22 protein-coding genes and 1 pseudogene are annotated in these 22,441 nt (G+C 54.6%); 11 read left to right on the top strand and 12 right to left on the bottom strand.

The features are described 5' to 3' along the window. Positions 1–14: 14 nt before the first annotated feature. From leuB to ilvD, 5 genes are all read right to left on the bottom strand, one after another. Positions 15–1,070: a 3-isopropylmalate dehydrogenase gene (leuB, locus tag NY406_RS07260; RefSeq protein ID WP_260633769.1), complete on the bottom strand. Its 1,056-nt coding sequence runs from the start codon at positions 1,068–1,070 to the stop codon at positions 15–17. Between the two features lie 11 nt (positions 1,071–1,081). Continuing rightward, the gene (gene ilvC / locus NY406_RS07255) at positions 1,082–2,074 is read right to left on the bottom strand and encodes a ketol-acid reductoisomerase (RefSeq protein WP_260633768.1); all 993 of its coding nucleotides are present in this window, start codon (positions 2,072–2,074) and stop codon (positions 1,082–1,084) included. 43 nt (positions 2,075–2,117) lie between these two features. Beyond that, positions 2,118–2,597 (bottom strand): acetolactate synthase small subunit, encoded by a 480-nt coding sequence (ilvN, locus tag NY406_RS07250; protein WP_260533437.1) that lies wholly within the window; start codon positions 2,595–2,597, stop codon positions 2,118–2,120. A 9-nt stretch (positions 2,598–2,606) separates the two neighbouring features. Further along, positions 2,607–4,328: a biosynthetic-type acetolactate synthase large subunit gene (ilvB, locus tag NY406_RS07245; RefSeq protein WP_260533436.1), complete on the bottom strand. Its 1,722-nt coding sequence runs from the start codon at positions 4,326–4,328 to the stop codon at positions 2,607–2,609. A 73-nt stretch (positions 4,329–4,401) separates the two neighbouring features. After that, positions 4,402–6,084: a dihydroxy-acid dehydratase gene (gene ilvD, locus NY406_RS07240; protein WP_260533435.1), complete on the bottom strand. Its 1,683-nt coding sequence runs from the start codon at positions 6,082–6,084 to the stop codon at positions 4,402–4,404. Between the two features lie 508 nt (positions 6,085–6,592). On the opposite strand from ilvD, the gene NY406_RS07235 reads away from it, so the two are divergent. The 8 genes from NY406_RS07235 (at position 6,593) to ybgF (ending at position 13,698) form a co-directional block, all read left to right on the top strand. Further along, positions 6,593–8,170, top strand: coding sequence for a DUF92 domain-containing protein (locus NY406_RS07235; protein WP_260533434.1), 1,578 nt, complete (start codon positions 6,593–6,595; stop codon positions 8,168–8,170). Positions 8,171–8,197: 27 nt separating this feature from the next. Next, positions 8,198–8,857, top strand: a complete 660-nt coding sequence (gene tolQ, locus NY406_RS07230) for a protein TolQ (protein ID WP_260533433.1) — start codon at positions 8,198–8,200, stop codon at positions 8,855–8,857. A gap of 14 nt (positions 8,858–8,871) precedes the next feature. Next, the gene (tolR, locus tag NY406_RS07225; RefSeq protein ID WP_260533432.1) at positions 8,872–9,291 is read left to right on the top strand and encodes a protein TolR; all 420 of its coding nucleotides are present in this window, start codon (positions 8,872–8,874) and stop codon (positions 9,289–9,291) included. 15 nt (positions 9,292–9,306) lie between these two features. Further along, positions 9,307–10,203 (top strand): energy transducer TonB, encoded by an 897-nt coding sequence (locus NY406_RS07220; RefSeq protein WP_260533431.1) that lies wholly within the window; start codon positions 9,307–9,309, stop codon positions 10,201–10,203. Positions 10,204–10,374: 171 nt separating this feature from the next. Further along, positions 10,375–11,679, top strand: a complete 1,305-nt coding sequence (tolB, locus tag NY406_RS07215) for a Tol-Pal system beta propeller repeat protein TolB (RefSeq protein ID WP_260533430.1) — start codon at positions 10,375–10,377, stop codon at positions 11,677–11,679. A gap of 38 nt (positions 11,680–11,717) precedes the next feature. Further along, positions 11,718–12,191, top strand: a complete 474-nt coding sequence (gene pal / locus NY406_RS07210) for a peptidoglycan-associated lipoprotein Pal (protein WP_260533429.1) — start codon at positions 11,718–11,720, stop codon at positions 12,189–12,191. Between the two features lie 76 nt (positions 12,192–12,267). Then, positions 12,268–12,774, top strand: coding sequence for a peptidoglycan-associated lipoprotein Pal (gene pal / locus NY406_RS07205; protein WP_260533428.1), 507 nt, complete (start codon positions 12,268–12,270; stop codon positions 12,772–12,774). 84 nt (positions 12,775–12,858) lie between these two features. Continuing rightward, positions 12,859–13,698, top strand: coding sequence for a tol-pal system protein YbgF (ybgF, locus tag NY406_RS07200; RefSeq protein WP_260533427.1), 840 nt, complete (start codon positions 12,859–12,861; stop codon positions 13,696–13,698). Between the two features lie 122 nt (positions 13,699–13,820). On the opposite strand, the gene pscD is transcribed toward ybgF, so the two are convergent. Then, on the bottom strand, positions 13,821–14,252 hold the full coding sequence (gene pscD / locus NY406_RS07195; RefSeq protein WP_260533426.1) for a photosystem P840 reaction center protein PscD: 432 nt from the start codon (positions 14,250–14,252) through the stop codon (positions 13,821–13,823). Positions 14,253–14,269: 17 nt separating this feature from the next. Here pscD and NY406_RS07190 point away from each other — a divergent pair, with 17 nt between their 5' ends. Together NY406_RS07190 and NY406_RS07185 are read left to right on the top strand one after the other, a co-directional pair. Continuing rightward, positions 14,270–14,653 carry a hypothetical protein gene (locus NY406_RS07190; RefSeq protein ID WP_260533425.1) on the top strand — a complete coding sequence of 128 codons (384 nt, stop codon included), beginning with the start codon at positions 14,270–14,272 and terminating at the stop codon, positions 14,651–14,653. Positions 14,654–14,694: 41 nt separating this feature from the next. Further along, positions 14,695–15,144 (top strand): C-GCAxxG-C-C family (seleno)protein, encoded by a 450-nt coding sequence (locus NY406_RS07185; RefSeq protein WP_260533424.1) that lies wholly within the window; start codon positions 14,695–14,697, stop codon positions 15,142–15,144. Between the two features lie 129 nt (positions 15,145–15,273). Here the strand turns inward: NY406_RS07185 and dnaK are convergent, their stop codons facing one another. From dnaK to NY406_RS07160, 5 genes are all read right to left on the bottom strand, one after another. Beyond that, positions 15,274–17,169 carry a molecular chaperone DnaK gene (gene dnaK / locus NY406_RS07180; RefSeq protein WP_260533423.1) on the bottom strand — a complete coding sequence of 632 codons (1,896 nt, stop codon included), beginning with the start codon at positions 17,167–17,169 and terminating at the stop codon, positions 15,274–15,276. An 81-nt stretch (positions 17,170–17,250) separates the two neighbouring features. Continuing rightward, the gene (locus tag NY406_RS07175; RefSeq protein WP_260533422.1) at positions 17,251–17,649 is read right to left on the bottom strand and encodes an Hsp20/alpha crystallin family protein; all 399 of its coding nucleotides are present in this window, start codon (positions 17,647–17,649) and stop codon (positions 17,251–17,253) included. 367 nt (positions 17,650–18,016) lie between these two features. Next, positions 18,017–18,406 (bottom strand): ArsR/SmtB family transcription factor, encoded by a 390-nt coding sequence (locus tag NY406_RS07170; protein ID WP_260533421.1) that lies wholly within the window; start codon positions 18,404–18,406, stop codon positions 18,017–18,019. Positions 18,407–18,571: 165 nt separating this feature from the next. Further along, positions 18,572–18,799: an anti-sigma factor family protein gene (locus tag NY406_RS07165; protein ID WP_260633767.1), complete on the bottom strand. Its 228-nt coding sequence runs from the start codon at positions 18,797–18,799 to the stop codon at positions 18,572–18,574. A 35-nt stretch (positions 18,800–18,834) separates the two neighbouring features. After that, positions 18,835–19,431 (bottom strand): sigma-70 family RNA polymerase sigma factor, encoded by a 597-nt coding sequence (locus NY406_RS07160; RefSeq protein ID WP_260633766.1) that lies wholly within the window; start codon positions 19,429–19,431, stop codon positions 18,835–18,837. Between the two features lie 184 nt (positions 19,432–19,615). Here NY406_RS07160 and NY406_RS07155 point away from each other — a divergent pair, with 184 nt between their 5' ends. Then, positions 19,616–21,127: an FAD-dependent oxidoreductase gene (locus tag NY406_RS07155; RefSeq protein ID WP_260533420.1), complete on the top strand. Its 1,512-nt coding sequence runs from the start codon at positions 19,616–19,618 to the stop codon at positions 21,125–21,127. A 63-nt stretch (positions 21,128–21,190) separates the two neighbouring features. Here NY406_RS07155 and NY406_RS07150 read toward each other — a convergent pair. Then, positions 21,191–22,410: pseudogene (locus NY406_RS07150) on the bottom strand (alanine dehydrogenase). Positions 22,411–22,441 lie beyond the last annotated feature (31 nt).

Raw genomic sequence — 22,441 nt, 5'->3', positions numbered from 1 at the left:
CGCGTTGTTCGCCGTCAAATTCGGGCGACGATAGCTGCTGTCATTTCCGTTGTCGAACAGATCGCCTCGCCTTGTGCTGCGATGTCGCCCGTGCGGAAGCCAGCGGCAAGCGCACCTTCGATGGCGGCGTAGATATCGTTCGCCACTTCGGGCCGGTTGAAGCTGTTCTCGAACATCATGGCCACCGACGCGATGGTCGCGATCGGGTTTGCTTTGTTCTGGCCTGCGATGTCGGGAGCGCTGCCGTGGATCGGTTCGTAGAGCGCGTGCTCCGAGCCGATGCTCGCCGAAGGCAACATGCCGAGGCTGCCGGTGATCATGCCCGAAATGTCGCTCAGGATGTCGCCGAAGATGTTGCCGGTCACGATCACCTCGAACTGCTTCGGATTGCGCACCACCTGCATGGCGGCATTGTCAACGTACATGTCCACCAGCTCGATTTCAGGGAAATCCTGGTGCACTTCATGCACGATGTTGCGCCAGAACTGCGAAACTTCGAGCACGTTGGCCTTGTCGATGGACGTTACCTTGGCGTTGCCGCGCTTTTTCGCGTATTCAAACGCAAGCCGCGCGATGCGCTCGACCTCGTAACGCTCGTAAACCATCGTGTTCCAGCCGCGATTCTCGTCGTAGCCTCTCGGCTGGCCGAAGTAGATGCCGCCAGTCAGCTCGCGGAAGACCATGAAGTCGGTGCCCTGCACCACTTCGGTCTTCAGTGTCGATGATGCCACGAGAGCATCATACACCTTTGCCGGACGGAGGTTTGCGAAGAGGCCGAGCTCCTTGCGGATTCTCAGCAGTGCCGCTTCAGGCTTCTGCTCGTGCGGCAGATTTTCCCATTTGTAACCGCCGACCGCGCCAAGCAGCACGGCATCGCAATTCTTGCACGCTTCGAGCGTTTCGTCTGTCAGCATGGAGCCGTGCACATCGTACGAAGCGCCGCCGAAGAGATGCTCCTCGACCGCCACTTCAAAACCATGTTTTTTCGAGACGGCGTTCAGCACTTCAAGAGCACCGGCCACCACTTCGGGGCCGATGCCGTCACCGGGTATGGAGACAATTTTATACATCATCCTCCCGCTTATTTCTTTTTCAGCCAGCTCATCATGCCGCGCAGTTTCTCGCCAACGACCTCAATGGGGTGGTTGCGATTGCTCTCGCGCAGCTCGTTGAGTTTCTTGTAGCCGGAGTTGCACTCGTCGATGAACTCTTTGGCAAAGCGGCCATCCTGCACCTCTTCGAGAATCTTCTTCATCTCGGCTTTCGCGGTAGCAGTGATGACGCGCGGGCCGCGGGTCATGCCGCCGTACTCGGCGGTGTCGCTGACCGAATAGTTCATGCGCGACAGGCCGCCTTCGTAGTAGAGATCGACGATGAGCTTCAGCTCGTGCATGCACTCGAAATAGGCCAGTTCCGGCGGATAGCCAGCTTCGGTGAGGGTCTCGAAGCCGATTTTGATCAGCTCGGCAGAACCGCCGCAAAGCACGGCCTGCTCGCCGAAGAGGTCTGTCTCGGTCTCGTCCTTGAAGTTGGTCTCGATGACGCCAGCCTTGGTGCCGCCGATCCCTTTGGCCCATGCCAGCGCAATTGCTTTGGCGTCGCCGGTGGCGTCCTGGTGCACTGCGATGAGGCAGGGGACGCCGTTGCCTTCGGTGTAGGTGCGGCGAACGAGGTGGCCGGGGCTTTTCGGAGCGATCATGATGACGTTCACGTCAGCCGGAGGCACGATCTGCTTGTAGTGAATATTGAAGCCGTGGCCGAAAGCAAGCGTCGCACCCGATTTCAGGTTCGGCGCGATTTCGTTGTCCCAAACGCTTTTCTGGGTCTGATCCGGCAGGAGCACCATGACGATATCGGCCCACTTGACCGCTTCGGCGACCGTGTCAACCTTCAGGCCAGCTTCGCGGGCCTTGGCGCAGGAGGCGCTGTCGGTCTTGAGGCCGACGCAGACGTTCATGCCGCTATCCTTCAGGTTCAGTGCATGAGCGTGGCCCTGGCTGCCGTAGCCGAGAATGGCGATATTCTTGTTCTGCAGTACCGCGAGATCGGCATCCTGCTCGTAATAGACATTCATTGACATATTCGTATTGACTTGTTTTGGACGTACATAAAAAACTTCAGCTCTCGCCGCGATGGATGGCTACCGCGCCGGAACGGGCGAGTTCACGGATGCCGAAAGGCCTGAAAAGGTCGATGGCCGTGTTGATTTTGTCGGGTGAACCGATGAACTCAATAGTAATGGATTTTTGCTTTATATCCACGACTTTTCCCTTAAAAACATTGGCCAGCTCGAAAATCTCGTGCTGGGTGGATTTGCTGAGTTTCAGGCTCAGAAGCAGCAATTCGCGCTCCACGTGCGGCTGATGGGTGAGGTCGGTCACCTTGATCGTATCGACCAGACGGTTCAGTTGCTTGAGCACCTGGCTGATGATGCGGTCTTCGCCCCGCGTCACGATGGTCATGCGCGAAATTTCCGGGTCTTCGGTCTCTCCGATGGAGATGCTTTCGAGATTGAAGCCGCGCGCGCTGAACATGGCCGCAACCCGGTTCAGCGTGCCGAACTTGTTCTCGACCAGAACGGATATAAGATGTTTCATAGAAGTAACTTAAACCATTGTTTTCGGATTCAGCCGGGCAAGCAGCATGTCGGAGATCGACCCGCCAGCGGGCACCATTGGAAAAACCATATCTTTGCGGATAACCCTGAAATCGACCAGCACCGGGCCGTCGTTGTACGCGAGCGCTTCGGTGATGGCGTTTTTGGCCGCCTCTGGATTGCTGGCGCTCATCGCCTTGCAGCCAAAGGCTTCGGCAACCTTGACGAAATCGGGGTTGCTCGACGCCAGGTCGGTGAAGGTGTACTTCTCCTGGTGGAAAAGCTCTTGCCACTGGCGCACCATGCCGAGGTAGCTGTTGTTGATCAGGAATATCTTGACCGGCAGCTTGTTGTAGACCGCTGTGACCAGCTCCTGGATGTTCATCATCAGACCGCCGTCGCCGCTGAAGAGTACCACCGGGCGGTCGGTCACGCCAAACGCCGCGCCGATCGCCGACGGCAGGCCGAAGCCCATCGTGCCGAGGCCGCCGCTCGTGATGATCGAGCGCGGTTCGGTGAACTTGTAGTACTGCGATGTCCACATCTGGTGCTGACCGACGTCGGTGACGACCACTGCGTGGCCTTTGGTCTGCTTCGAGACCTCGTCGATGACGAACTCGGTTTTGAGCGAATCCGGCTCGATTTCGTAGTCGAGCGGGCACTGCTTGCGCCACGCCTCGATTTCGGCGAGCCACGCGCCGCGATCCTCCCGCGATTTCGGCATTGCTTCGATGAGCGAGGCGAGGAAGTCCTTCGAGTCGCCGACCACCGGCAGATCGACCTTGATGTTCTTGTCCACGTTGGTCGGATCGATGTCGTTGTGGATTTTGTACGCATGGGTAGCAAAGGTGTCCACCTTGCCGGTGACGCGGTCGTCGAAACGCGCGCCGACGGCGATCAACAGGTCGCAGTTGCTCACCGCCTGGTTGGCCCAGTAGGTGCCGTGCATGCCGAGCATTCCCATCGAGAGCGGATGGTCTCCGGGGAACGCGCCAAGCCCCTGCAGGGTCATGGTGACCGGAATCTGCTGATCGATGGCGAGCTTGCGCAGCTCTTCCGAAGCTTCAGCCGTGATGACGCCGCCGCCGACGTAGAGCAGAGGGCGCTTGGCCCTGGCGATCATTTTCGCCGCTTTCTGCACCTGGTTGGCGTGGCACTTGATGGTCGGCTTGAAGCCGCGAATGTCAACGCTCTCTGGCCACTCGAAGAGGCACTCCGCGTTGAGCACGTCCTTTGGCATATCGACCAGCACCGGGCCGGGCCGTCCGTTGGTGGCGAGGTAAAACGCCTTGCGGATGGTCGTAGCCAGCTCGCGCACGTCCTTGACGAGGAAGTTGTGCTTGGTGATCGGTCGCGTGATGCCGACAATGTCCGCCTCCTGAAAGGCGTCGTTGCCGATCAGCGAACTCGGCACCTGGCCGGTGAAAACCACGAGTGGCGTGGAGTCCATGTAGGCGTTGGCGATGCCGGTGACTGTGTTGGTTGCGCCGGGGCCGGAGGTGACCAGCACCACGCCGGGCTTGCCGGTGGCGCGGGCGTAGCCCTCGGCCATGTGGGTCGCGCCCTGTTCGTGACGCACCAGAATGTGCTCGATATCCTCGACATCGTGCAGGGTTTCGTAAACCTTCAGCAACGCCCCGCCAGGGTAGCCGAAAATGTACTCGACGTTTTCACGCCTCAGACACTCGAAAAATATTTCGGATCCGATCAGTTTCTCTCCGTTGTTATGCATGGTTTCAATCCTGTTGATTGATGGCAGGGTGAGCTATCTGGAGGTGCGACGGCCTTGCCCTGTTTCATTTCAGTTAAAAATCTGTTGTCAGCACCGCGCCGGTATTTGCCGAGGTGACCATCCGTGCGTATCGCGCCAGGTACCCTTTTTTGATTTTCGGCTCGAACTCTGGCAACGCCTCGATGCGCTGGCGGATGGTCTCGTCATCGAGCGCTACCGTCATCGAGCGCTGCGGAATGTCGATGGTGATCATGTCGCCGGTCTGCACGGCTGCGATCGGACCGCGGTCGGCGGCTTCGGGCGATACATGACCTACACAGGCGCCGCGTGATCCGCCAGAGAAGCGTCCGTCGGTGATGAGCGCGACCGAATCGCCGAGGCCGCGGCCCATGATGGCGCTGGTCGGCGAGAGCATTTCGGGCATTCCAGGGCCGCCGCGTGGGCCTTCGTAGCGGATCACCACCACGTCGCCCGATTTGACGTCACCCTGCATAATGCCTGCGATCGCGTCGTCCTGGCAGTCATAGACCTTCGCCGGGCCGGTGTGCTTCATCATCGACGGGTTGACCGCGCCGGTCTTGACAACCGCGCCGTTCGGCGCAAGGTTCCCATAGAGCACCGCCAGGCCGCCGGTGGCCGCGTACGGTTCCTCGACGGAGCGGATCACCTTCCGGTCGAGCACCTCGGCGCTGGCGATGTTCTCGCCGAGCGTCTTGCCGGTGACGGTCGGAGCGGAGAGGTCGAGCAGTCCCTCGACCTTCGACAGCTCCTTCAGGATCGCCGAGATGCCGCCCGCGCGATCCACATCCTCGATGTGCACCTCGGTGGTCGCCGGGCTGACCTTGCAGATGTAGGGCGTTTTAGCCGACAGGTCGTTCAGCTCCGAGAAGTCGAAGTCGAGTTCAGCTTCGCTCGCGATGGCCAGCGTGTGCAGAATCGTGTTGGTGCTACCGCCCATCGCCAGATCGAGCGCGAAGGCGTTGAGCATCGCCGTGCGGGTCAGAATCTGGCGCGGGCGAACATCCTCTTTGACCAGATCGACGATGCGTCCGGCAGCGGCCTTGACCAACTCGTTGCGGCGAGGATCGGCGGCGAGGATTGTGCCGTTGCCGGGCAGCGCGAAGCCGAGCGCCTCGCAGAGGCAGTTCATCGAGTTGGCCGTGAACATGCCGGAGCAGGAGCCGCAACCGGGGCAGCCACACTCCTCGATGGTCTGGAGTTCCTCCTCCGTGATTTCTCCGGTGCTGCATTTGCCGACTGCCTCGAACACTGAAATGAGATCGACCGTTTTGCCGGAGGGCGTGTGGCCGGCCTTCATCGGCCCGCCCGAGACGAAGACAACCGGTACGTTGGTGCGGAGTGCGCCCATCATCATGCCGGGGGTGATCTTGTCGCAGTTCGGGATGCAGACCAGGCCGTCGAGCCGGTGCGCTTCGACGACGGTCTCGACCGAGTCGGCGATCAGCTCGCGGCTGGCCAGCGAGTAGCGCATACCGACGTGGCCCATCGCGATGCCGTCGCAGACGCCGATGGTGTTGAACTCGAACGGTACGCCGCCAGCTTCGCGCACGGCCTCCTTGGCAATTTTGCCCAGCTCCTGCAAATGGGCGTGGCCGGGAATCAGCTCGTTGAACGAGTTGCAGATGCCGATGAACGGTTTCGAGAAATCATCTCGTGTCGAAACGCATCCGGTCGCTTTGAGGAGACTGCGGTGCGGAGCCTTTTCAAATCCTTTTTTTATGATATCTGATCTCATGGGTCAAGTCTGATGGTTAGCAATTGAAAAACAAAGAAAACAAAAGTCCGGGCCTGCCTGTCCCGAAGCCTTGAAGTCTGATGCATTGTCGCGGAAAATACGATGGACCTGGAAACGGGCTGACGGTGGGTCAGGCTACGATAATTCGTACGTGTACGAGCGGTACCGATACGGTAAGGGTAATGCCGGAGAGGAGGGTGGTGTGGTGTGCAGTGAAGCTGCTTGCCGCAGGTGCTTCAGGCTGTGAAGCCTCTTTGTGCCCTGAGGCAGCGGTCATGGAACGATGTTTGGTCTGAGACGGCATTGCAATGGATCGGTTGTCGAGCCAGTTCATAAAAAATTGAAGGTAATTTACATTTTCCCGCTTATTAAAGCAAGAGTACAATTTTCTCCTGTACAAAAATCAGCAATTAATTCATTTGTCCGAAGTGGTGTAAAAACTTAATAATTGTATCTTGGAACAAAGGGTTCTGCTTATCTTCCACCTATCAAACAAAAAGTCAGTACCATGGTGAATATCCAGTCGCCCTCTACGCAGGATATGCCTTCTTTTTTTCTGCTTTTGACTCTTGTCGGTTTTTTCCTGTTGCTTGGCGAGCTTTTGACCAGGAAGTTCAGCGTCAGCCCGCTTGTCGTCAGGAAGGTGATTCACCTCTGCATGGGGGTCGTGATGTTCTTCATTCCTGCCTACTTTGTCTCCAATGCCTGGCCACTTCTTGCATCATTGCTTTTCACTGTCATCGGTTTGGTGAGTCTGAAGGCGCGATTTTTCCGGTCGCTGCATGGTGAGCCTGTTATAACGTCGGAGGGCGAGGCGGTTATTAGTTATGGCCCTGTGCTGTTTCCTCTGGTTTTCTTTCTGCAAGCGCTGTTTCTCTGGGGTGAGCATGTCTGGATTCTCCAGACCTCAATGCTGGTACTGGGCATTGGCGATGCGCTGGCTGCACTGGTAGGTACGGCAGCCGGTGGACGGCATATCGAGAACCTCACCAAAAGTCGGAAGAGCATCGAGGGGTCGATGGCTATGTTCATCTCAAGCCTTGTCATTCTTTTGGTCTCCCTCTTTGTTTTCCGGGATGCTTTTACCGGTGGACTCATTGGACAGCCGGTCTGGAAACTGCTTGCTCTGGCATTGCTTCTGGCGCTGCTGGTTACGGCGGTCGAGGCGCTGCTCTCCTGGGGTCTCGACAATCTGTTCATTCCACTATCCATCGCCTACGTGCTCTACCTGATCGATGTCAACGACATGGTGACGATCGACGCTTTTCTGCTCGGCGGGCTTTTCGCGCTGATGATGGCGATCTTTTCGATCAAGGTCAAGTTTCTCAACAACAGCGGCGCCACGGCCACCTTTCTGCTCGGTACCACTATTTTCGGCGTCGGTGGCGTGGTCTGGACCGTGCCGCTTCTGACCTTCTATCTTCTTTCGTCTATTCTCTCCAAGCTCGGTCACAAGCGGAAGGCGAAGTTCGACCTGGTGTTCGAGAAGGGATCCCAGCGCGATGCCGCTCAGGTCTACGCCAATGGCGGTGTGGCCTGGATCATGATGGTGATCTACTCGCTGACCGGCGACCCCTACATTTTCTTCGCCTATCTCGGCACGCTCGCTGCCGTGCAGGCCGATACCTGGGCGACCGAAATCGGCACGATGTGGCCCAATGCCAAAGCGCGCCTCATCACCACCTTCAAGGATGTGCCGGTTGGAACCTCCGGTGGCGTCTCCATTCCCGGCACGTTGGCATCGTTTCTCGGTTCGCTGCTCATCTGTTCAAGCGCCGTCCTGATGAATGTGTCATGGATTGGTCAGGTTGGCATCATGACATCGCTTCTGGTGATTGGCGTTTCCGGGCTTTTCGCCAGCCTCGTGGACAGCTTTTTTGGTGCGACGGTGCAGGCTCAGTATTACGATCCCATCCGCCAGAAGGTGACGGAACGGACGCACAGCATCGCTTCCGACGGCAGTCGTGTTGCCAACGAACTGCTTAAGGGATATGATTTTGTAAACAATGATCTGGTCAATACATTGTGTGCAATATCGGGCTCCGCTGTCGCCTACCTGGTTGTCCGGAATCTGGTCTCTTTATAATCGCGAACCTATCAGAGGGAATCGAACATGCTTGAACATGCGAGTGGCGGAATCGTGTCGATGATTGCCGGCTCCGGCCCAGTGGTGGTGATGGTGCTGCTGGTGTTGATCCTTTTTTCAATCATTTCCTGGGCGATTATCGCCTGGAAGTTCGGGTTTGTCAGAAAGTCGATGAATGAGTCGCAGGATTTTCTGGACTCGTTTTTTGACCTGAGGAATGCAGACAAGCTCTTCGCGGTGAGCGAAAACTACCGGAACAGTTCCCTTGCCAGAGTATTCCGTGCCGGTTACATCGAGTACAGTGCGATGCGTGACCGCGCCAACGCCTCACATGTGAAGGAGCGCATCACGCTCGCCGTCAAGCGGGAGGTCAACGCCGAGAGCAAGCGCCTGACTCATATGGTGCCGTTTCTGGCCACAACGGGCAACACCGCGCCGTTCATCGGACTGTTCGGTACCGTTTGGGGCATCATGAGCGCGTTTCAGAATATCGGTCTCATGAAATCGGCCTCGCTCGCCGCCGTCGCTCCGGGTATCTCCGAAGCGCTTGTGGCCACGGCGACCGGTCTGGTTGCGGCGATTCCCGCCGTGATGGGCTACAACTATCTGACCCATCAGATCGGTCAGATCGAGCGTGACATGGAGGATTTCGCTCTCGACTTCGTCGATTCATTTTTCAACCAGTAAGCGGGAGTACGGCGATGATGACCGGTCAGAAAACCAGGCTCATGAGCGAGATCAACGTGACGCCTTTCGTTGACGTCATGCTTGTGCTGCTCGTTATCTTCATGGTGACTGCTCCCATGATGACCAGCGGGATGAAAGTGGATGTTCCGCAGACGACGCATGAGCGGATGGATATCGATCCAAAAGGGCTTGTGGTGAGCATCGATGCGTCGAGGAAAATCATGATCAACGATTATCAGCTCGACGAATCGCAGATCGCCGAGCGCCTGCCGAAAATTCTCGAATCAATGAAGGCTGAAGAGGTCTATCTGAAGGCTGACAAGACACTGCCGTACGGTTTCGTTATGTCGGTCATGGCATCGATCAGGGATGCCGGGGTGGAAAAGGTCGGCATGGTCACTGAACCATCGGTGACTGATAGCCAGAAACGTTGATTCGACAGGCAAGGTATGCAGCGCAGGACTGAACTGAAACTGGAACAGCGGCGGTTTTACGTCTGGCTTGGTATTGCCGCGGCAGCGCATGCGGCCGTTGTTGCTGCTGTCGTTGTTCTTCAGCTGCTTTACGTCCGGATGCATCCACCGATGAAGATCGTCAATGTTTCGTTGGTGCAGATGCCAGGACTTCCCGGTCCTGCTGGTGGGCCGAAAAGTCCCGAAACACCGCCAGCTGCCATCGAGAAGCAGGCGGAAACTCCTGAACCGGCGGCGGCAAAGAAGGTGGCAGAACCGCCTCCTCAACCTGTGAAAAAGATTCCCGAGCCTTTGGTGGTCAAAAAAAATCCTGAAAAGACCCCGGTCAAGGCTCCCGAACCGGCTCCGAAGAAGGAGAGTGTCGTGGATGAACGGAAGAATCTTCAGGCCGCTCTTGAACGGCTGAAGAATAAATCGTCCAGCCAGAAAACGGAAACAGGCAAAGCTGCGGCTCCGAGCAATCTCAGCAGTACGTTGGCCAATCTTCAGAAAAAAGTTGCGTCCGGCGGGGGTGGTCCCGCCAGCTCCGGTTCCGGTTCAGGCGCCGGCGGTGGACGTTACGGCACTGGTGGCGGGGGAGTGTTCGATCCCTACAAGGCCAGAATTGCTGACATTATCCAGAAAAACTGGTCTTTTTCAAGCCAGATGGTTCGGAGCACTTCGGGCATGGAGGTCTACGTTTCCCTGCTGATTCTGCCGGACGGATCGGTCAACGAGATCCGCTATGACCGGAAATCATCGAGCGAATACCTGAACAATTCCGTCAAGAACGCGCTTGCCAAATCGACGCCATTTCCCTCACTTCCCAGGGAATACGGTGCCAAAGGTATCTGGGTAGGGTTTGTTTTCACTCCGGAAGGTGTCGGGCGCTGAACATCTCTGTTGGTAAGTTGCCTTGTATCGCAAAGTTGCTGTATATTCAGAAAGGCTGTTCCCCTGACAGTTTTGAGGTGTTTTTTACCGGTTTGCATGATAAGGCTGTGACCGTGTCCCGCTCGAACTGTTTGTGCTTGTGACAAAAACATAAATTCATTTCCGACTGATATGAGAAGCACCAGAAATTCATTCGCCTGTCTCTGCATCATGCTGTTCGGTATGCTCTTTGTGCCATTCACGCTCAGAGCTGAAGAGGTTGGTGAATATATTGCTATACGTAAAGAGGGTGCCAGCAGGACTGCGATCGTTCTTGACAAAATATCTGCCGATGGAAGCGGGCAGGCGGAATGGGCCCGAAGCCTCGATGCCACGATCAATAAGGGACTCGATTTCACCGGTCTGTTCAATCTGCTACCGGCCCCTCTGAATATCAGGAATGCCAAGGATGGCACACTTAATCTGGCATCTATTGTTTCTGTTGGCGGTGATATTTACGCGGGCGGTTCTGTAACAAAGAGGTCGGGGCGACCTGTTCTTGAAATGCATGTTTATGATTCATCCGGCAAGTCGCTGCTCGCTCGTACCTATACCGGGGAAGAGTCCCAGCTCCGGGCGATCGGCTTGCGTTTCTGTGCCGATCTTGTTGAGCTGCTTACCGGCAAACGCTCTGTTTTTGGTACCAAAATTGTTTTCGTCTCCAACCGCACCGGGAACAAAGAGGTTTACATGTGTGATTTCGACGGAGAGAATGTTGTGCAGCTCACCAATTCGAGGTCTATCTCTCTTACGCCCGCTGTTTCGCCAGATGGTAATTACATCGCATGGACCGATTATACGAGCGGTAAGCCTGATCTCTATATCAAGAATCTTGCCACTGGTGCCAAAGTTTCGGTCAACAAGCACGGGGTGTGCATCAGTCCGGCGTGGCGGCCAGGCACGAATACGCTTGTTACGACACTCTCCTATCAGGGCGATCAGGACCTTTACCTCATCAGGGCTGATGGTACGGTTGAGCGCCGGTTGACCAAAGGTGGTGGCATCGATGTGTCTCCGACCTTTTCGCCAGACGGCTCGAAAATGGCTTTTGTTTCGACCCGGCAAGGCGGCCCACAGATTTTCATCCAGGATATGAATGGTGGTCAGGTTCGACGACTGACCTACAGTGGCATCTACAATACCCAGCCCTCATGGTCGCCAAATGGGGGTAAAATCTTGTATTCTTCAATGCAAAAGAGTGGTGAAATCAATATATTTTCGATAGATGTCGATGGATCAGGTCTACTTCAGCTGACCAGTGGCTCAGGCAATAACGAGCATCCGTCGTGGTCTCCTGATGGAAGTATGATTGTTTTTTCATCGACCCGGAATGGCAGAAGAAGACTCTATGTCATGAATGCTGACGGTTCGAATCAACGGCCTTTGCTGAATATGCAAGGTGAGCAGCAGCAGCCATCATGGTCTGTAAGCAAGTAGAGGCTCATTTTGTCAACCTTTAATAAAGAGAGGCATTTATGACAAACATTAAAAAGATTACCAAGAGGGCATTGTATGTTCCGGCACTGCTGCTGCTTGGCGCATGCTGCTGCACATCGAAACCGACACCGGTACCACCGTCTCCTCCGCCACCACCGGCACCCGCGCCCATGCCAGCAGTTGAACCGTTAGGCGATATTTTCTTTGATTTCGATCGTTCCAGGATTAACCCGGCAGGCGAGGCGCAGCTCAAGACCAATGCTGAATGGATGGCCGCTAACAAGGACAAGAGCATCATTATTGAAGGTCATTGCGACGAGCGGGGCACGTCGGAGTACAACATGGCACTTGGCGAACGTAGGGCTCAGTCTGCAATGCAAGGTATGATGAGTTTTGGTGCCGATCAGGCTCGTATGAGCACGGTCAGCTACGGCGAAGAAAAGCCGTTTGATTCTGGTCACGACGAGGCGGCATGGGCAAAGAACAGAAGAGCGCATTTTGAAGAAAAGTAAATTTGCCATGAAGATATGGAGGGCATAAGAGCCCTCCAGTCTTTTTTGATTACATCAACACAACGAGAGAATACCCATGAGACATACGTTAACAGGAATTATCGGTGCTGCCATGATCATTTTGGCAGGCTGTTCTTCAAAAAGTGCAGTATCGACAGACGAAACCTCCGGATCCGGTTATGGATCGGGAATGGGAGGCGGAGCTGGAGCCGGAGTGGGTGTGGAAGACATTGGACAAGGGGGCCGAGCCGGTTCAATCATCGGCGACATTTTCTTCGATTTCGACAGCTCGGCACTAAATTCCGAAGCACAGGAACAACTCAATCAGAATGCCGCCTGGATGCAGAAACACCCTGCTTCTGCCGTGACCATTGAGGGACATTGCGATGAGCGGGGGACCGATGAGTACAACATCGCGCTTGGTGAGCGCCGTGCTGAAGCGGCTCGAGCTTATCTGGTTAATCTTGGAGTAAACGGCGGTCGTCTTTCCACCGTCAGTTACGGTGAAGAAAAGCCTTTTGACCCCGGTCATAACGAAGAGGCTTGGGCAAAGAACAGAAGAGACCATTTCGTCACGAAATAAATCTTCCGATCGAATGAGCACTATACCGGAGGCCGGGTTATGCCCAGTCCCCGGTTTTGTTATTCATGAACCAAATATCGATCCATGATGAAAACCAGACGTCTTTTGTTGATTCCTTCGATTCTTCTTTCTGCATGTGCGTCACAGAAAGATCTGAGCTATGTTCAGGGGGAGGTTTCACAGCTCAAGCAAGAGTCGACGGTTATAAAACAGCAGTCGGCGGGTTCCTATTCCGAAATAACCCAATACCGTGAAGAGGTCGCTTCTCTTAATGGAAAGATCGATGAATTGCAATACGATTATCGGGCTTCTAAGAAAAGGCTCGATATGGAGGATTCCTTGCTGGTCAGAAAGGCCGACGATCTTGAAAACCGGATTGCAAGGATAGAGCAATATCTTGGGATTGAGACTACCGGAAAAGACAAGTCTTCGTTGCCGAAGGTTGTGCCGCCGCCACAGTCATCTTCAACGTCAAGCAATTCTTCAGGGAGTACATCTGCTCAGTCCAAAAAAGAAGAGCCTTCGGCTGCAACGCAGGGGGCTCTGGCACCCGCAACTGGCGAGGCATTACTCAGCGAAGGGTTGATCAAGATGAAAAGAGAAGATTACGCTGGCGCTCGCGAGAGTTTCAATGCCTTTATGACCGGCAATCCCAAATCGCCGAAAGTTGCCGATGCCCAATTTTTCCTGGCCGAGACTTATTACAACGAAAAGTGGTACGAGAAGGCTATTCTTGAATATCAGACCGTCATTGCCAGATATACCAAGAGTCCCAAACGGCCCGCTGCGCTGTACAAGCAGGGACTTTCATTCGCGAAAATCGGAGATGAGGCCAACGCAAGAGCGCGTTACAAGGATGTAGTCAATCTTTACCCGCAATCTCCCGAGGCGAAACTCGCCCAAAAGAATCTCGATAAGAAGTAATCTAAAACACTCTGAAAAGCCCGGACATCACCGGGCTTTTTTATGGGCAAAAAAAAGAGCCACGCTGGAGCATGGCTCTTTTTGAACAGATTTGCTTGAGAGAGGTGCTGAAACAAGCCTGTTTATTTGAAGAACTGGTCGAGGGTATAAATCTTGTTATGAAGCTCCACGCACAGACCCTTGCCTTCGCGGTAGAAAACAGGAATATCCCGCATCGTCCACTTGACGCCGCGCTTGTCAAAATCAATGACATAGCGGTTTTCCATGTCGATGACCTCCTTGTTCATGTCGATGGCGATGTCAGGCTGGGTGGTGAGGACGTAAATCTCGATTTCGCCATCGATGAGCCTACGGATCATCTCCGGTGTTGGCGACAGCTTGCGGCGACCAGAAGCAGGAACAAGCTCGATCTGAAGCCTGTCGTTGCGATCGCGTTTTGCTGATGTAATGAAATACTTTTCGGCTTTGTGTACCGCATTTCCTGACCATGGGCCGGAAACAGCTTTACGAACCTGGTTGGTGGCGGTTTGTGGGCGGCTGAGCTGAGGTTGCATGGTTCTGCTCGGTTTGATTGGCTGACTGGGCACCTCTTGGTGGTGTAAACCTTAATTATGTTAAGTTAGCAAAAGGTCTGCAAATAAAAAAGATTTCATGGCTGCGCTCACCTCCTTTACGGGAAGTCGTGTGTTATGATTTTCCGACTTTTTTCAGATATTTCGCACTTTTCGCCCTTGCAATGCTGTCGTTAAGGGATGCTACTCAAACACTTAGGTGTCAATGTTCACTTGTTGAGTATATTGAGATCTCGCCTGACCTTTTGACGGATCTTGAATCAAGAGAATTGAACATGCATCATACCTTCGCTTTTGGCATTTATTTCTTTTTGCGTTACAAAAATTTACCCGAAGCCCAGCAAATACTGGCGGAAAACGAGAAAGCATTACGCGGCGAGTGAGCGTTTTTCGATGATTATCAAGAACCCTTTACCATAATCTCATGCACAGAAAAGAAAAAGCGATTGAGCTGTTCAGCAACCGTTGCAATTGCAGCCAGGCGGTGTTTGCTGCTTTTCGTCAGGCGGAGGTGCTTGACGAAGCGAGCGCGTTGCGGTTGGCGACGGTGTTTGGGGGCGGATGCGTTGGATCGGGTGGAGGGATGTGCGGTGCGGTGACAGGGGCGCTGATGGTGTTGTCGATGCGCTACGGCATGGGTGGTATTGAGGAGCTGGCGAACAAATCGAAAACTTACGAGCTTGGGCGGCAGTTTATGGCGGAGTTCGAGAGGCGCATGGGTTCATGCCAATGCGAATCGATTCTCGGCCTCTGCATTGGCGAACCGGAAAACCTGCAAAAAGCGCGCGAGCTGAAGCTGTTCGAGACAGTATGTGTTGATGCTGTCGCTACAGCCTCGGACATTCTGGAGGAGATGCTGTGCGCTGAGGGGTGAACTGGATTGCCAAGTCGCTGTGCTCTTCGCAATGACAGGTGAGTGTCAAATCCGCTTCATCGTCATAAACGCAAAAAGCCCCGTTTTTACTGACACGGGGCTTTTTGATTGTGGCTGGTCCGACAGCTTTTACTTGTCGTCGCCGTCGATCACTTCGTATTCGGCGTTGACCGCTCCGTCGCTGCTCTTGTTGGCTCCGGCGTGGCCGTTTGACTCAGGCTGCGGGCCGGGCTGGCCATAGAGGTTCGAAGCAGCTTCGCTCCAGACCTTGCTCAGCTCATCCATCGCCGGTTTGATCGCATCAGCGCTGCCGCTCTTGTGCGCCTCTTTAAGCTTTTCGAGCGCGCTCTCGATCTGCGCCTTTTTGTCCGCCGGAAGCTTGTCGCCAAGCTCGGTGAGCTGCTTCTCGGTGCTGAAGATCAGCGAGTCGGCGGAGTTCTTCAGGTCGATCTCCTCCTTGCGCTTCTGGTCTTCGGCAGCGTGCGCCTTCGCATCCTCTTTCATCTTCTCGATCTCGGCGTCAGTCAGTTTGCCGCTCGCCTCGATCTTGATGCTCTGCTCCTTGCCCGTCGCCTTGTCTTTGGCCGACACGTTCAAAATGCCGTTGGCGTCGATGTCGAAGGTCACCTCGATCTGCGGAATGCCGCGTGGTGCCGGCGGAATATCGCCGAGGTGGAACCTGCCGAGGGTCTTGTTGTCGCTGGCCATCGGACGCTCACCCTGCAACACGTGCACCTCGACCGAGGTCTGGTTGTCGGCGGCGGTCGAGAAGACTTCCTGCTTGCGGGTCGGCACCGTGGTGTTGGCGTCGATCAGCTTGGTCATGACGCCGCCGAGGGTCTCGATACCGAGCGACAGCGGGGTGACGTCGAGCAGAAGCACGTCGGTGACGTCGCCCTTGAGCACGCCGCCCTGGATCGCCGCGCCAATAGCGACCACCTCGTCAGGGTTGACGCTCTTGTTCGGCTCCTTGCCGAAAAACTCTTTCACGAGAGCCTGTACCTTCGGAATGCGGGTCGAACCGCCGACCAGCACTACCTCGTCGATCTCCTTCATGTCAAGCTTTGAGTTCTTGATAGCGCGGCGGCAGGGTTCAAGCAGCTTGTCGAAAAGGGCTGCGCTCATCGCCTCGAACTTGGCGCGGGTAAGGTTGATCACCAAGTGTTTCGGGCCCTCCTGGGTCGCGGTAATGAAGGGGAGGTTGATCTCGGTGTCGGTGCGCGACGACAGCTCGATCTTGGCCTTTTCTGCGGCCTCTTTCAGACGCTGCAATGCGATAGCGTCCTTGCGCAGGTCGATTCCCTCCTGTTTCTTGAACTCGTCGGCAAGGTAGTCGATGATCACCTGGTCGAAGTCATCACCGCCGAGGTGGGTGTCGCCGTCGGTCGATTTGACCTCGAACACGCCGTCGCCGAGTTCGAGAATCGAAATGTCAAAGGTACCGCCACCGAGGTCGAACACAGCCACCTTCTCGTTCTGTTGCTTTTTGTCGAGGCCGTAGGCAAGTGCAGCTGCCGTCGGCTCGTTAATGATTCGTTTGACTTCGAGACCCGCGATTTTGCCGGCGTCTTTGGTGGCCTGGCGCTGGGCGTCGTTGAAGTAGGCCGGAACGGTGATGACGGCTTCGGTTACCTTTTCGCCGAGGAAGTCTTCAGCCGTCTGCTTCATCTTCTGAAGGATCATGGCTGAAATTTCCTGGGGAGAGTAGGTTTTGTCGCCGATTTTCACCTTGGCGTCGCCGCCCTCGTTGACCACGTCGTACGAGGCAAGCTTTTTCTCGTTCGGCACTTCGTCGTATTTGCGGCCCATGAAGCGCTTGATCGAAAAAATGGTGTTTTTCGGGTTGGTAACGGCCTGGCGCTTTGCAGCCTGGCCCACGAGCCTTTCGCCCGTCTTGGTAAAAGCGACCATCGACGGAGTCGTTCGGCTGCCTTCAGAGTTTTCTATGACCGTCGGCTGGGTACCCTGCATGACCGCTACGCAGGAGTTGGTGGTGCCGAGGTCGATTCCGATAATTTTACCCATGATGTGTAATTCCTTTTTTTTATGGTTTTGATCTACGTTAAACGCCTCCGTTCTGTCAGGAGGCGTTCGGGAGAAAATCGGTTAGTTGATTGAAATTTCCTTGGTTTTCTTGACCGGCTGGGTCTTCGGCAGTGTGACGTGCAGTACGCCATTGTCGTAAGTTGCGCTGATGTGCTCCTGGTCGATGATCTCGCCGATATTGAAGCTGCGGGAGAATGAACCGTAGGTTCTTTCGACCCTGTGGTAATCCTTCTTTTTCTCCTCCTCTTTGTGCGTGCGCTCGGCCTTGATAATGAGTACGTCATCCTCGATGTTCAGTGCGATCTGTTCCTTTGCAATGCCCGGAAGCTCGGCGTCGAGATGGTAGGCATGCTCGTCTTCAGAAATATCCACTTTGAATGACGGGGCTACAGGCATCTGGCTGCCACTCCAGATATCGTCGAACAGCCTCATCGGGTCTTTCGCTATTTTCATTAACATGATGATCTCCTTTATGCTTTGTTTGTTTTAAATCATTTTGGTTTGGCGATCCTTGATCACCTCTGTTATTAAAACATCAAAAGACGTGCCAAGGCGTTTTTTCGACTTTTCCTCTGTTTTTGTCTGACAGATATGCGTGTATTTATCGGCGTTCTGACATGAGGATGGTCATTTTGTCAGACTTTCAGGAGGAGAGCACAGGTAAGGAAAACAGTGCAGAGTAAATGGGAGAAGCTTGGTTATGAGCACATGCCGGGTCTGTCAGGCGGAGTTATTATCTGGTAGATAGGGTCAGGCGAGCGGCGGAAACAAAGACAGGGCAATACTGAATATCGCCCTGGTATCTGTTCTATCTGCGCAAAACTGTTCAGGTTGTCAGGTTGGTGTTCACTTTCTGAATCCAGCTCAAACGGTCCTGAAGGTTTTCAACCACGCTTTTCGAGATGAGGAAGCAGGCGTAGACGATGCTGTCGTCCGAAATCCGGTAGTAGCACTTGAGTCCCTCTTTGCGACGGTTGACGACGCCGTTGTCGTGCATGAGCGCCAGATGCTTGGAGATGTTGGCCTGGCTCGCTCCGACCTCCTTGACGATCTCCTGAACCGTGTGTTCCCGGTCGCAGAGAGTTCGCAAAATTTTAAGCCGCATCGGCTCGGAGAGCAGTTTGAACCGGTTTGATACAGCATCGAGCATCTCGTCCGGCATATTGAATTGCCATTTTTTTACCTCTTCTTCTGTAATTGTAATCGATTTGCTCATGTGATAATCCTGTTAATGCCTCTTTGCGTCATTCAATGGTACGAATGAAAAAGTATTAATATATATAGTTATTAAATCACATTAATCAAACCAAAAAACAACCTCTCCATTCATTGCATGAATGGGTGATTGCGAGGAAAATACTGTATTTATGGGGAGGGTACTTCAGGAAGTAATGGTGGTCAGCCTTGTAATCGACTCGACGAGGGTTGACGGCGCCTTGACTCGAACGATGCGTTCTTTGATAATGATTTTGGTTTTTTTTGCATCCTGAAACTCGGCCCGGCATTCAGGACAATCAGCAAGGTGTTGGGCAAGCTCTTCCTCTTCTTTCGGGGTGAGCTCCCCGTCAATAGCTGCGCTCATGAGCACCATTGCTTTGTTACAATTCATGGCTGTCAACTGATAAATTATTTGAAGTAAAGGGATTAATCACCAGATTCGGTGTCGTACCCGTGCTTTTTGGCGTAATCTTCAAGTTTGGCACGCAACAGTTTTCTGCCTCTGTACAAACGTGATCGAACCGTTCCGATCGGGCTTTCAACCATATTCGCGATCTCCTCGTAAGTAAATCCTTCAATATCGCACAACTGTATGACCTCCCTGAACTCTTCTGGAAGCGACTGTAATGCCTGGTAAACCTCTTCGTGCAACAGGGAATGGAAAAAATCCGACTCGGCTTCGGTTGTGTCGCTCTGCACGTCCTTGATCGTATGGTAAAAATCCTTGATCAGGTCGTAATCAACTTTGCCGGGTTCCCTTGCGTTTTTACGAAATTTGTTAATGTAATTGTTTTTGAGAATTTTGAACAGCCACGCCTTGCAGTTTGTTCCCCGCTCGAAGGAATTGAAAAATTTATATGCCTTCAGGTATGTCTCCTGCACCAGATCATGGGCGTCGTCAGGGTTCATCGTGAGATGCAGCGCATAGTTGTAGAGTGAATTGATATGCGCGACAGCCTCCTCTTGAAACTCCTGTTGTTTGAGCTGTTCCTGAGCTGAGAGCATCTGTTTTTTCTCTTTCATAGGGTGTGGTTTTGACGGATGCTTTGAGGAAGTTTTTTCCCGAATAGAGCTGCGAATTCGATGGTCAGTGATAGTGTTGTTCACGACAAACAATATAAAAATATATCTTTAGAGAACTTTGAGTTCAACACCAAATATTGGTTCCGCGTCAGAGGTTTTGATTTGGCACAAAAAAAATTGAAAGATGGCTGAAACGGTTGATGTTATTGTCATCGGGGCGGGTATCGGAGGCCTGACGGCGGCAGCGTTGTTGCAGGAGCGGGGTTTTTCAACCGTCGTTTTCGAAAAAAACAGGTTTCCCGGTGGGAGCTGCTCGTCGTTTGAGAAGGGAGGTTACACCTTCGATGCCGGAGCCTCGGTGTTTTACGGTTTCTGCGATGACGACGCAAAGGGGACACTCAACCTGCATTCACGGATTTTCCGCAAACTCGGCATCGAGGTTAAGACCATTCCCGATCCGGTGCAGATTCATTACCACATGCCGGCAGGCTTCGAGGTTCCGGCCTGGTTTGATCGTGAGCGTTTTCTCGAAGCGCTCTGCCGCCGGTTTCCGCACGAACGCACAGGCATCCGGAAATTTTACGACGAGCTTGAATCGGTCTATGAAATTCTGAATTCTTTGCCCGCCGGCTCACTCGAAGATGTGATGCATCTTGGGGTTGTCGGTGCCCGGCATCCGCTGAAGGTTATGTCCCTTGGCGTCAAGACGCTCTTTTCGATGGGCAAGATGGCGCGGCGTTACATCAGCGACAAAGAGCTGCTGCGTTTTATTGATCTCGAATCCTACTCGTGGGCGGTGCAGGACGCCATTTCGACCCCGCTGGTCAATGCGGGCATCTGCCTGGCCGATCGGCACCATGGCGGTATCAACTATCCTGTCGGTGGCTCGGGAGCCATTCCGTCGGCGCTGGTGAAGGGATTCGAAAAATTCGGGGGCTCAATCCGGTTCGGCAGCGAAGTGTCGAAGGTCATCGTCGAGAACGGCTCGGCGGTCGGTGTCCGTCTCTCTGACGGCAAGGAGGTGAGAGCGACGGCGGTGGTCAGCAACGCCACGGTGTGGGACACCTTCAGCAAGCTCGTGGACGATCCCCGGTTGCGGATTCCGGATGATCGTTTCATCAAGGCTCCGAGCTGGTTCCAGCTATGGCTCGGTGTGGACGGCTCGATCGTACCTCAGGGCTTCCACATGCACCACATCATTGTGGATGACTGGTCGACGCACGACGAGCTTGGAGGCACGATCTACTTCTCTGCTCCCTCGGTGCTCGATCAGTCGCTTGCGCCGCCCGGCAAGCACGCCCTGCATCTTTTTGTGACCGCCGAGACCTGGCAGTGGGATCGGTACGAGTATCGCGGCGCGGAATACAAGGCTGCGAAAGAGGCTTTTGCAAAATCACTGATTGCGAGAGCCGAGCGACTCCTGCCGGGAATTCAGGATGCCACCGAACTCATGGTGACCGCAACGCCGCAGAGCCACGCGTGCTACCTCAATCGCCGTGACGGCTCCTACGGGCCGTTGCTTAAGCCGGGTCAGAACATCCTTTTGAAGCCGCAGAACCGCACGCCGGTGAAGAACCTCTTTGCCGCTGGCGACAGTACCTTTCCCGGTCAGGGAGTAATTGCCGTGACCTACTCGGGCATTTCGTGCGCTTCCTACATCGCACGTCAGCTTGGCAAGCCGCTGGAGTATTTGTAGGGGGGAACGAGGTGGATTTGGTGGACAGGATGATACAGGGGCAGCCTTTGTGGCCGCCCTTTTTCACGCCGTGGCGAGCAGCATTTCGATTTCGCGGAATGGGAAATCGGTCAGTTCGGCGAGGATTTTTTTGTGACGTAGCCTTTGTAAAGGTAGGTGCCTTTGCGCAGGCTGTGGCTGTTCCAGAGTATTTCCGGAATGGTCTGGTGCGCGTTCAGCTTGAGCAGGAACGGCAGGAGCGTGTTGGTCAGGGCAAAGGTGGCGGTTTTGGCGACTGCTGACGGGATGTTCGGTACGCAGTAGTGCGTGACGCCATGCTTGACGTAAATCGGGTTGGTGTGCGTCGTGTGACGGCTGGTGCCGAAACAGGCTCCCTGGTCGATCGAAACGTCGATGATCACCGAGCCGGGTTTCATCGATTGAACCACCTGCTCGCTCACCAGCGGTTTGTTCAGCTTCAGCTTGGGACTGAGCGCGCCGATCATCACATCGGACATTTTCGCGAGCTGTGAAATGTAGTGCTCGTTGGCGATGGCCGTTACCAGGTGGCGGTTGAAGAAAGCCTCAAATCGCCGCAGCCGGTTGATCTCCTTGTCGATCACCGTCACCTGCGCACCGAGGCCGAGCGCGTCCTGCGCGGCGAACAGGCCCACCGTTCCCGCGCCGATGATGGTGACGTGCGCCGGCGGTACGCCGGCGATGCCTCCGAGCAGAATACCGCTGCCGCCGTAACCGGTTTCGAGGTATTTCGCCGCCGTCTGGATGGCCAGAGAGCCGGCGATTTCGCTCAACGTTCTGACGATGGGCAGTTCACCATCTCTTGTTTCGATGAACTCAAAGCCGAGCGCCGTGATGTTCTTGTCGATCAGCGTTTTGATCATCTGGCGACTCACCGTGCCGAGGTGCACGGCGGAAATGAGCATCTGGCCCGGCAGGAGGAGGTGCAACTCTTCGGGTTGCGGCGGTGAGACCTTGACGATGATGTTGGCCTGCGGGTACAGCTCCTCTGGTGAGGTGACGATGATCGCACCGGCTTCGGCGTAATCCTGATCATGGAAATTGCAGAAGTGGCCCGCGTTGCTTTCCACCACCACCCGGATACCCTGTTCGGAAAGTATCTGAACACCCGCCGGTGAAAGGGCCACGCGCCGCTCGTCCTGGGCACGCTCTTTCGGGATGGCGATGGAGACGCTCATCGTCTTTTCCGGTTTGAGCAGCCAGCGCTCGAGAGTTTTGACTCCGAGTTCGAATTCGAGAGTTTCCAGATCGGATGAATAGCCCATCGTCGGTCAAATCGTCAGAATTTCTGAAACA

The organism is Chlorobaculum sp. MV4-Y (assembly GCF_025244685.1).
Taxonomy (GTDB): Bacteria; Bacteroidota; Chlorobiia; order Chlorobiales; family Chlorobiaceae; genus Chlorobaculum.
Note: the sequence above shows the minus strand (reverse complement) of the source record. Positions and strands in the feature narration are given on the sequence as shown.

Coding starts and splice junctions, on each gene's coding strand:
- NY406_RS07220 (WP_260533431.1), top strand. CDS start 9,307: ATGCAGCGCAGGACTGAACTGAAACTGGAACAGCGGCGGTTTTACGTC.
- ilvB (WP_260533436.1), bottom strand. CDS start 4,328: ATGCATAACAACGGAGAGAAACTGATCGGATCCGAAATATTTTTCGAG.
- tolR (WP_260533432.1), top strand. CDS start 8,872: ATGATGACCGGTCAGAAAACCAGGCTCATGAGCGAGATCAACGTGACG.
- NY406_RS07175 (WP_260533422.1), bottom strand. CDS start 17,649: ATGTTAATGAAAATAGCGAAAGACCCGATGAGGCTGTTCGACGATATC.
- ilvN (WP_260533437.1), bottom strand. CDS start 2,597: ATGAAACATCTTATATCCGTTCTGGTCGAGAACAAGTTCGGCACGCTG.
- NY406_RS07235 (WP_260533434.1), top strand. CDS start 6,593: ATGGTGAATATCCAGTCGCCCTCTACGCAGGATATGCCTTCTTTTTTT.
- pscD (WP_260533426.1), bottom strand. CDS start 14,252: ATGCAACCTCAGCTCAGCCGCCCACAAACCGCCACCAACCAGGTTCGT.
- ybgF (WP_260533427.1), top strand. CDS start 12,859: ATGATGAAAACCAGACGTCTTTTGTTGATTCCTTCGATTCTTCTTTCT.
- leuB (WP_260633769.1), bottom strand. CDS start 1,070: ATGTATAAAATTGTCTCCATACCCGGTGACGGCATCGGCCCCGAAGTG.
- tolB (WP_260533430.1), top strand. CDS start 10,375: ATGAGAAGCACCAGAAATTCATTCGCCTGTCTCTGCATCATGCTGTTC.
- ilvC (WP_260633768.1), bottom strand. CDS start 2,074: ATGAATGTCTATTACGAGCAGGATGCCGATCTCGCGGTACTGCAGAAC.
- pal (WP_260533428.1), top strand. CDS start 12,268: ATGAGACATACGTTAACAGGAATTATCGGTGCTGCCATGATCATTTTG.
- NY406_RS07155 (WP_260533420.1), top strand. CDS start 19,616: ATGGCTGAAACGGTTGATGTTATTGTCATCGGGGCGGGTATCGGAGGC.
- NY406_RS07160 (WP_260633766.1), bottom strand. CDS start 19,431: ATGAAAGAGAAAAAACAGATGCTCTCAGCTCAGGAACAGCTCAAACAA.
- NY406_RS07165 (WP_260633767.1), bottom strand. CDS start 18,799: ATGAATTGTAACAAAGCAATGGTGCTCATGAGCGCAGCTATTGACGGG.
- tolQ (WP_260533433.1), top strand. CDS start 8,198: ATGCTTGAACATGCGAGTGGCGGAATCGTGTCGATGATTGCCGGCTCC.
- ilvD (WP_260533435.1), bottom strand. CDS start 6,084: ATGAGATCAGATATCATAAAAAAAGGATTTGAAAAGGCTCCGCACCGC.
- NY406_RS07170 (WP_260533421.1), bottom strand. CDS start 18,406: ATGAGCAAATCGATTACAATTACAGAAGAAGAGGTAAAAAAATGGCAA.
- NY406_RS07185 (WP_260533424.1), top strand. CDS start 14,695: ATGCACAGAAAAGAAAAAGCGATTGAGCTGTTCAGCAACCGTTGCAAT.
- dnaK (WP_260533423.1), bottom strand. CDS start 17,169: ATGGGTAAAATTATCGGAATCGACCTCGGCACCACCAACTCCTGCGTA.
- pal (WP_260533429.1), top strand. CDS start 11,718: ATGACAAACATTAAAAAGATTACCAAGAGGGCATTGTATGTTCCGGCA.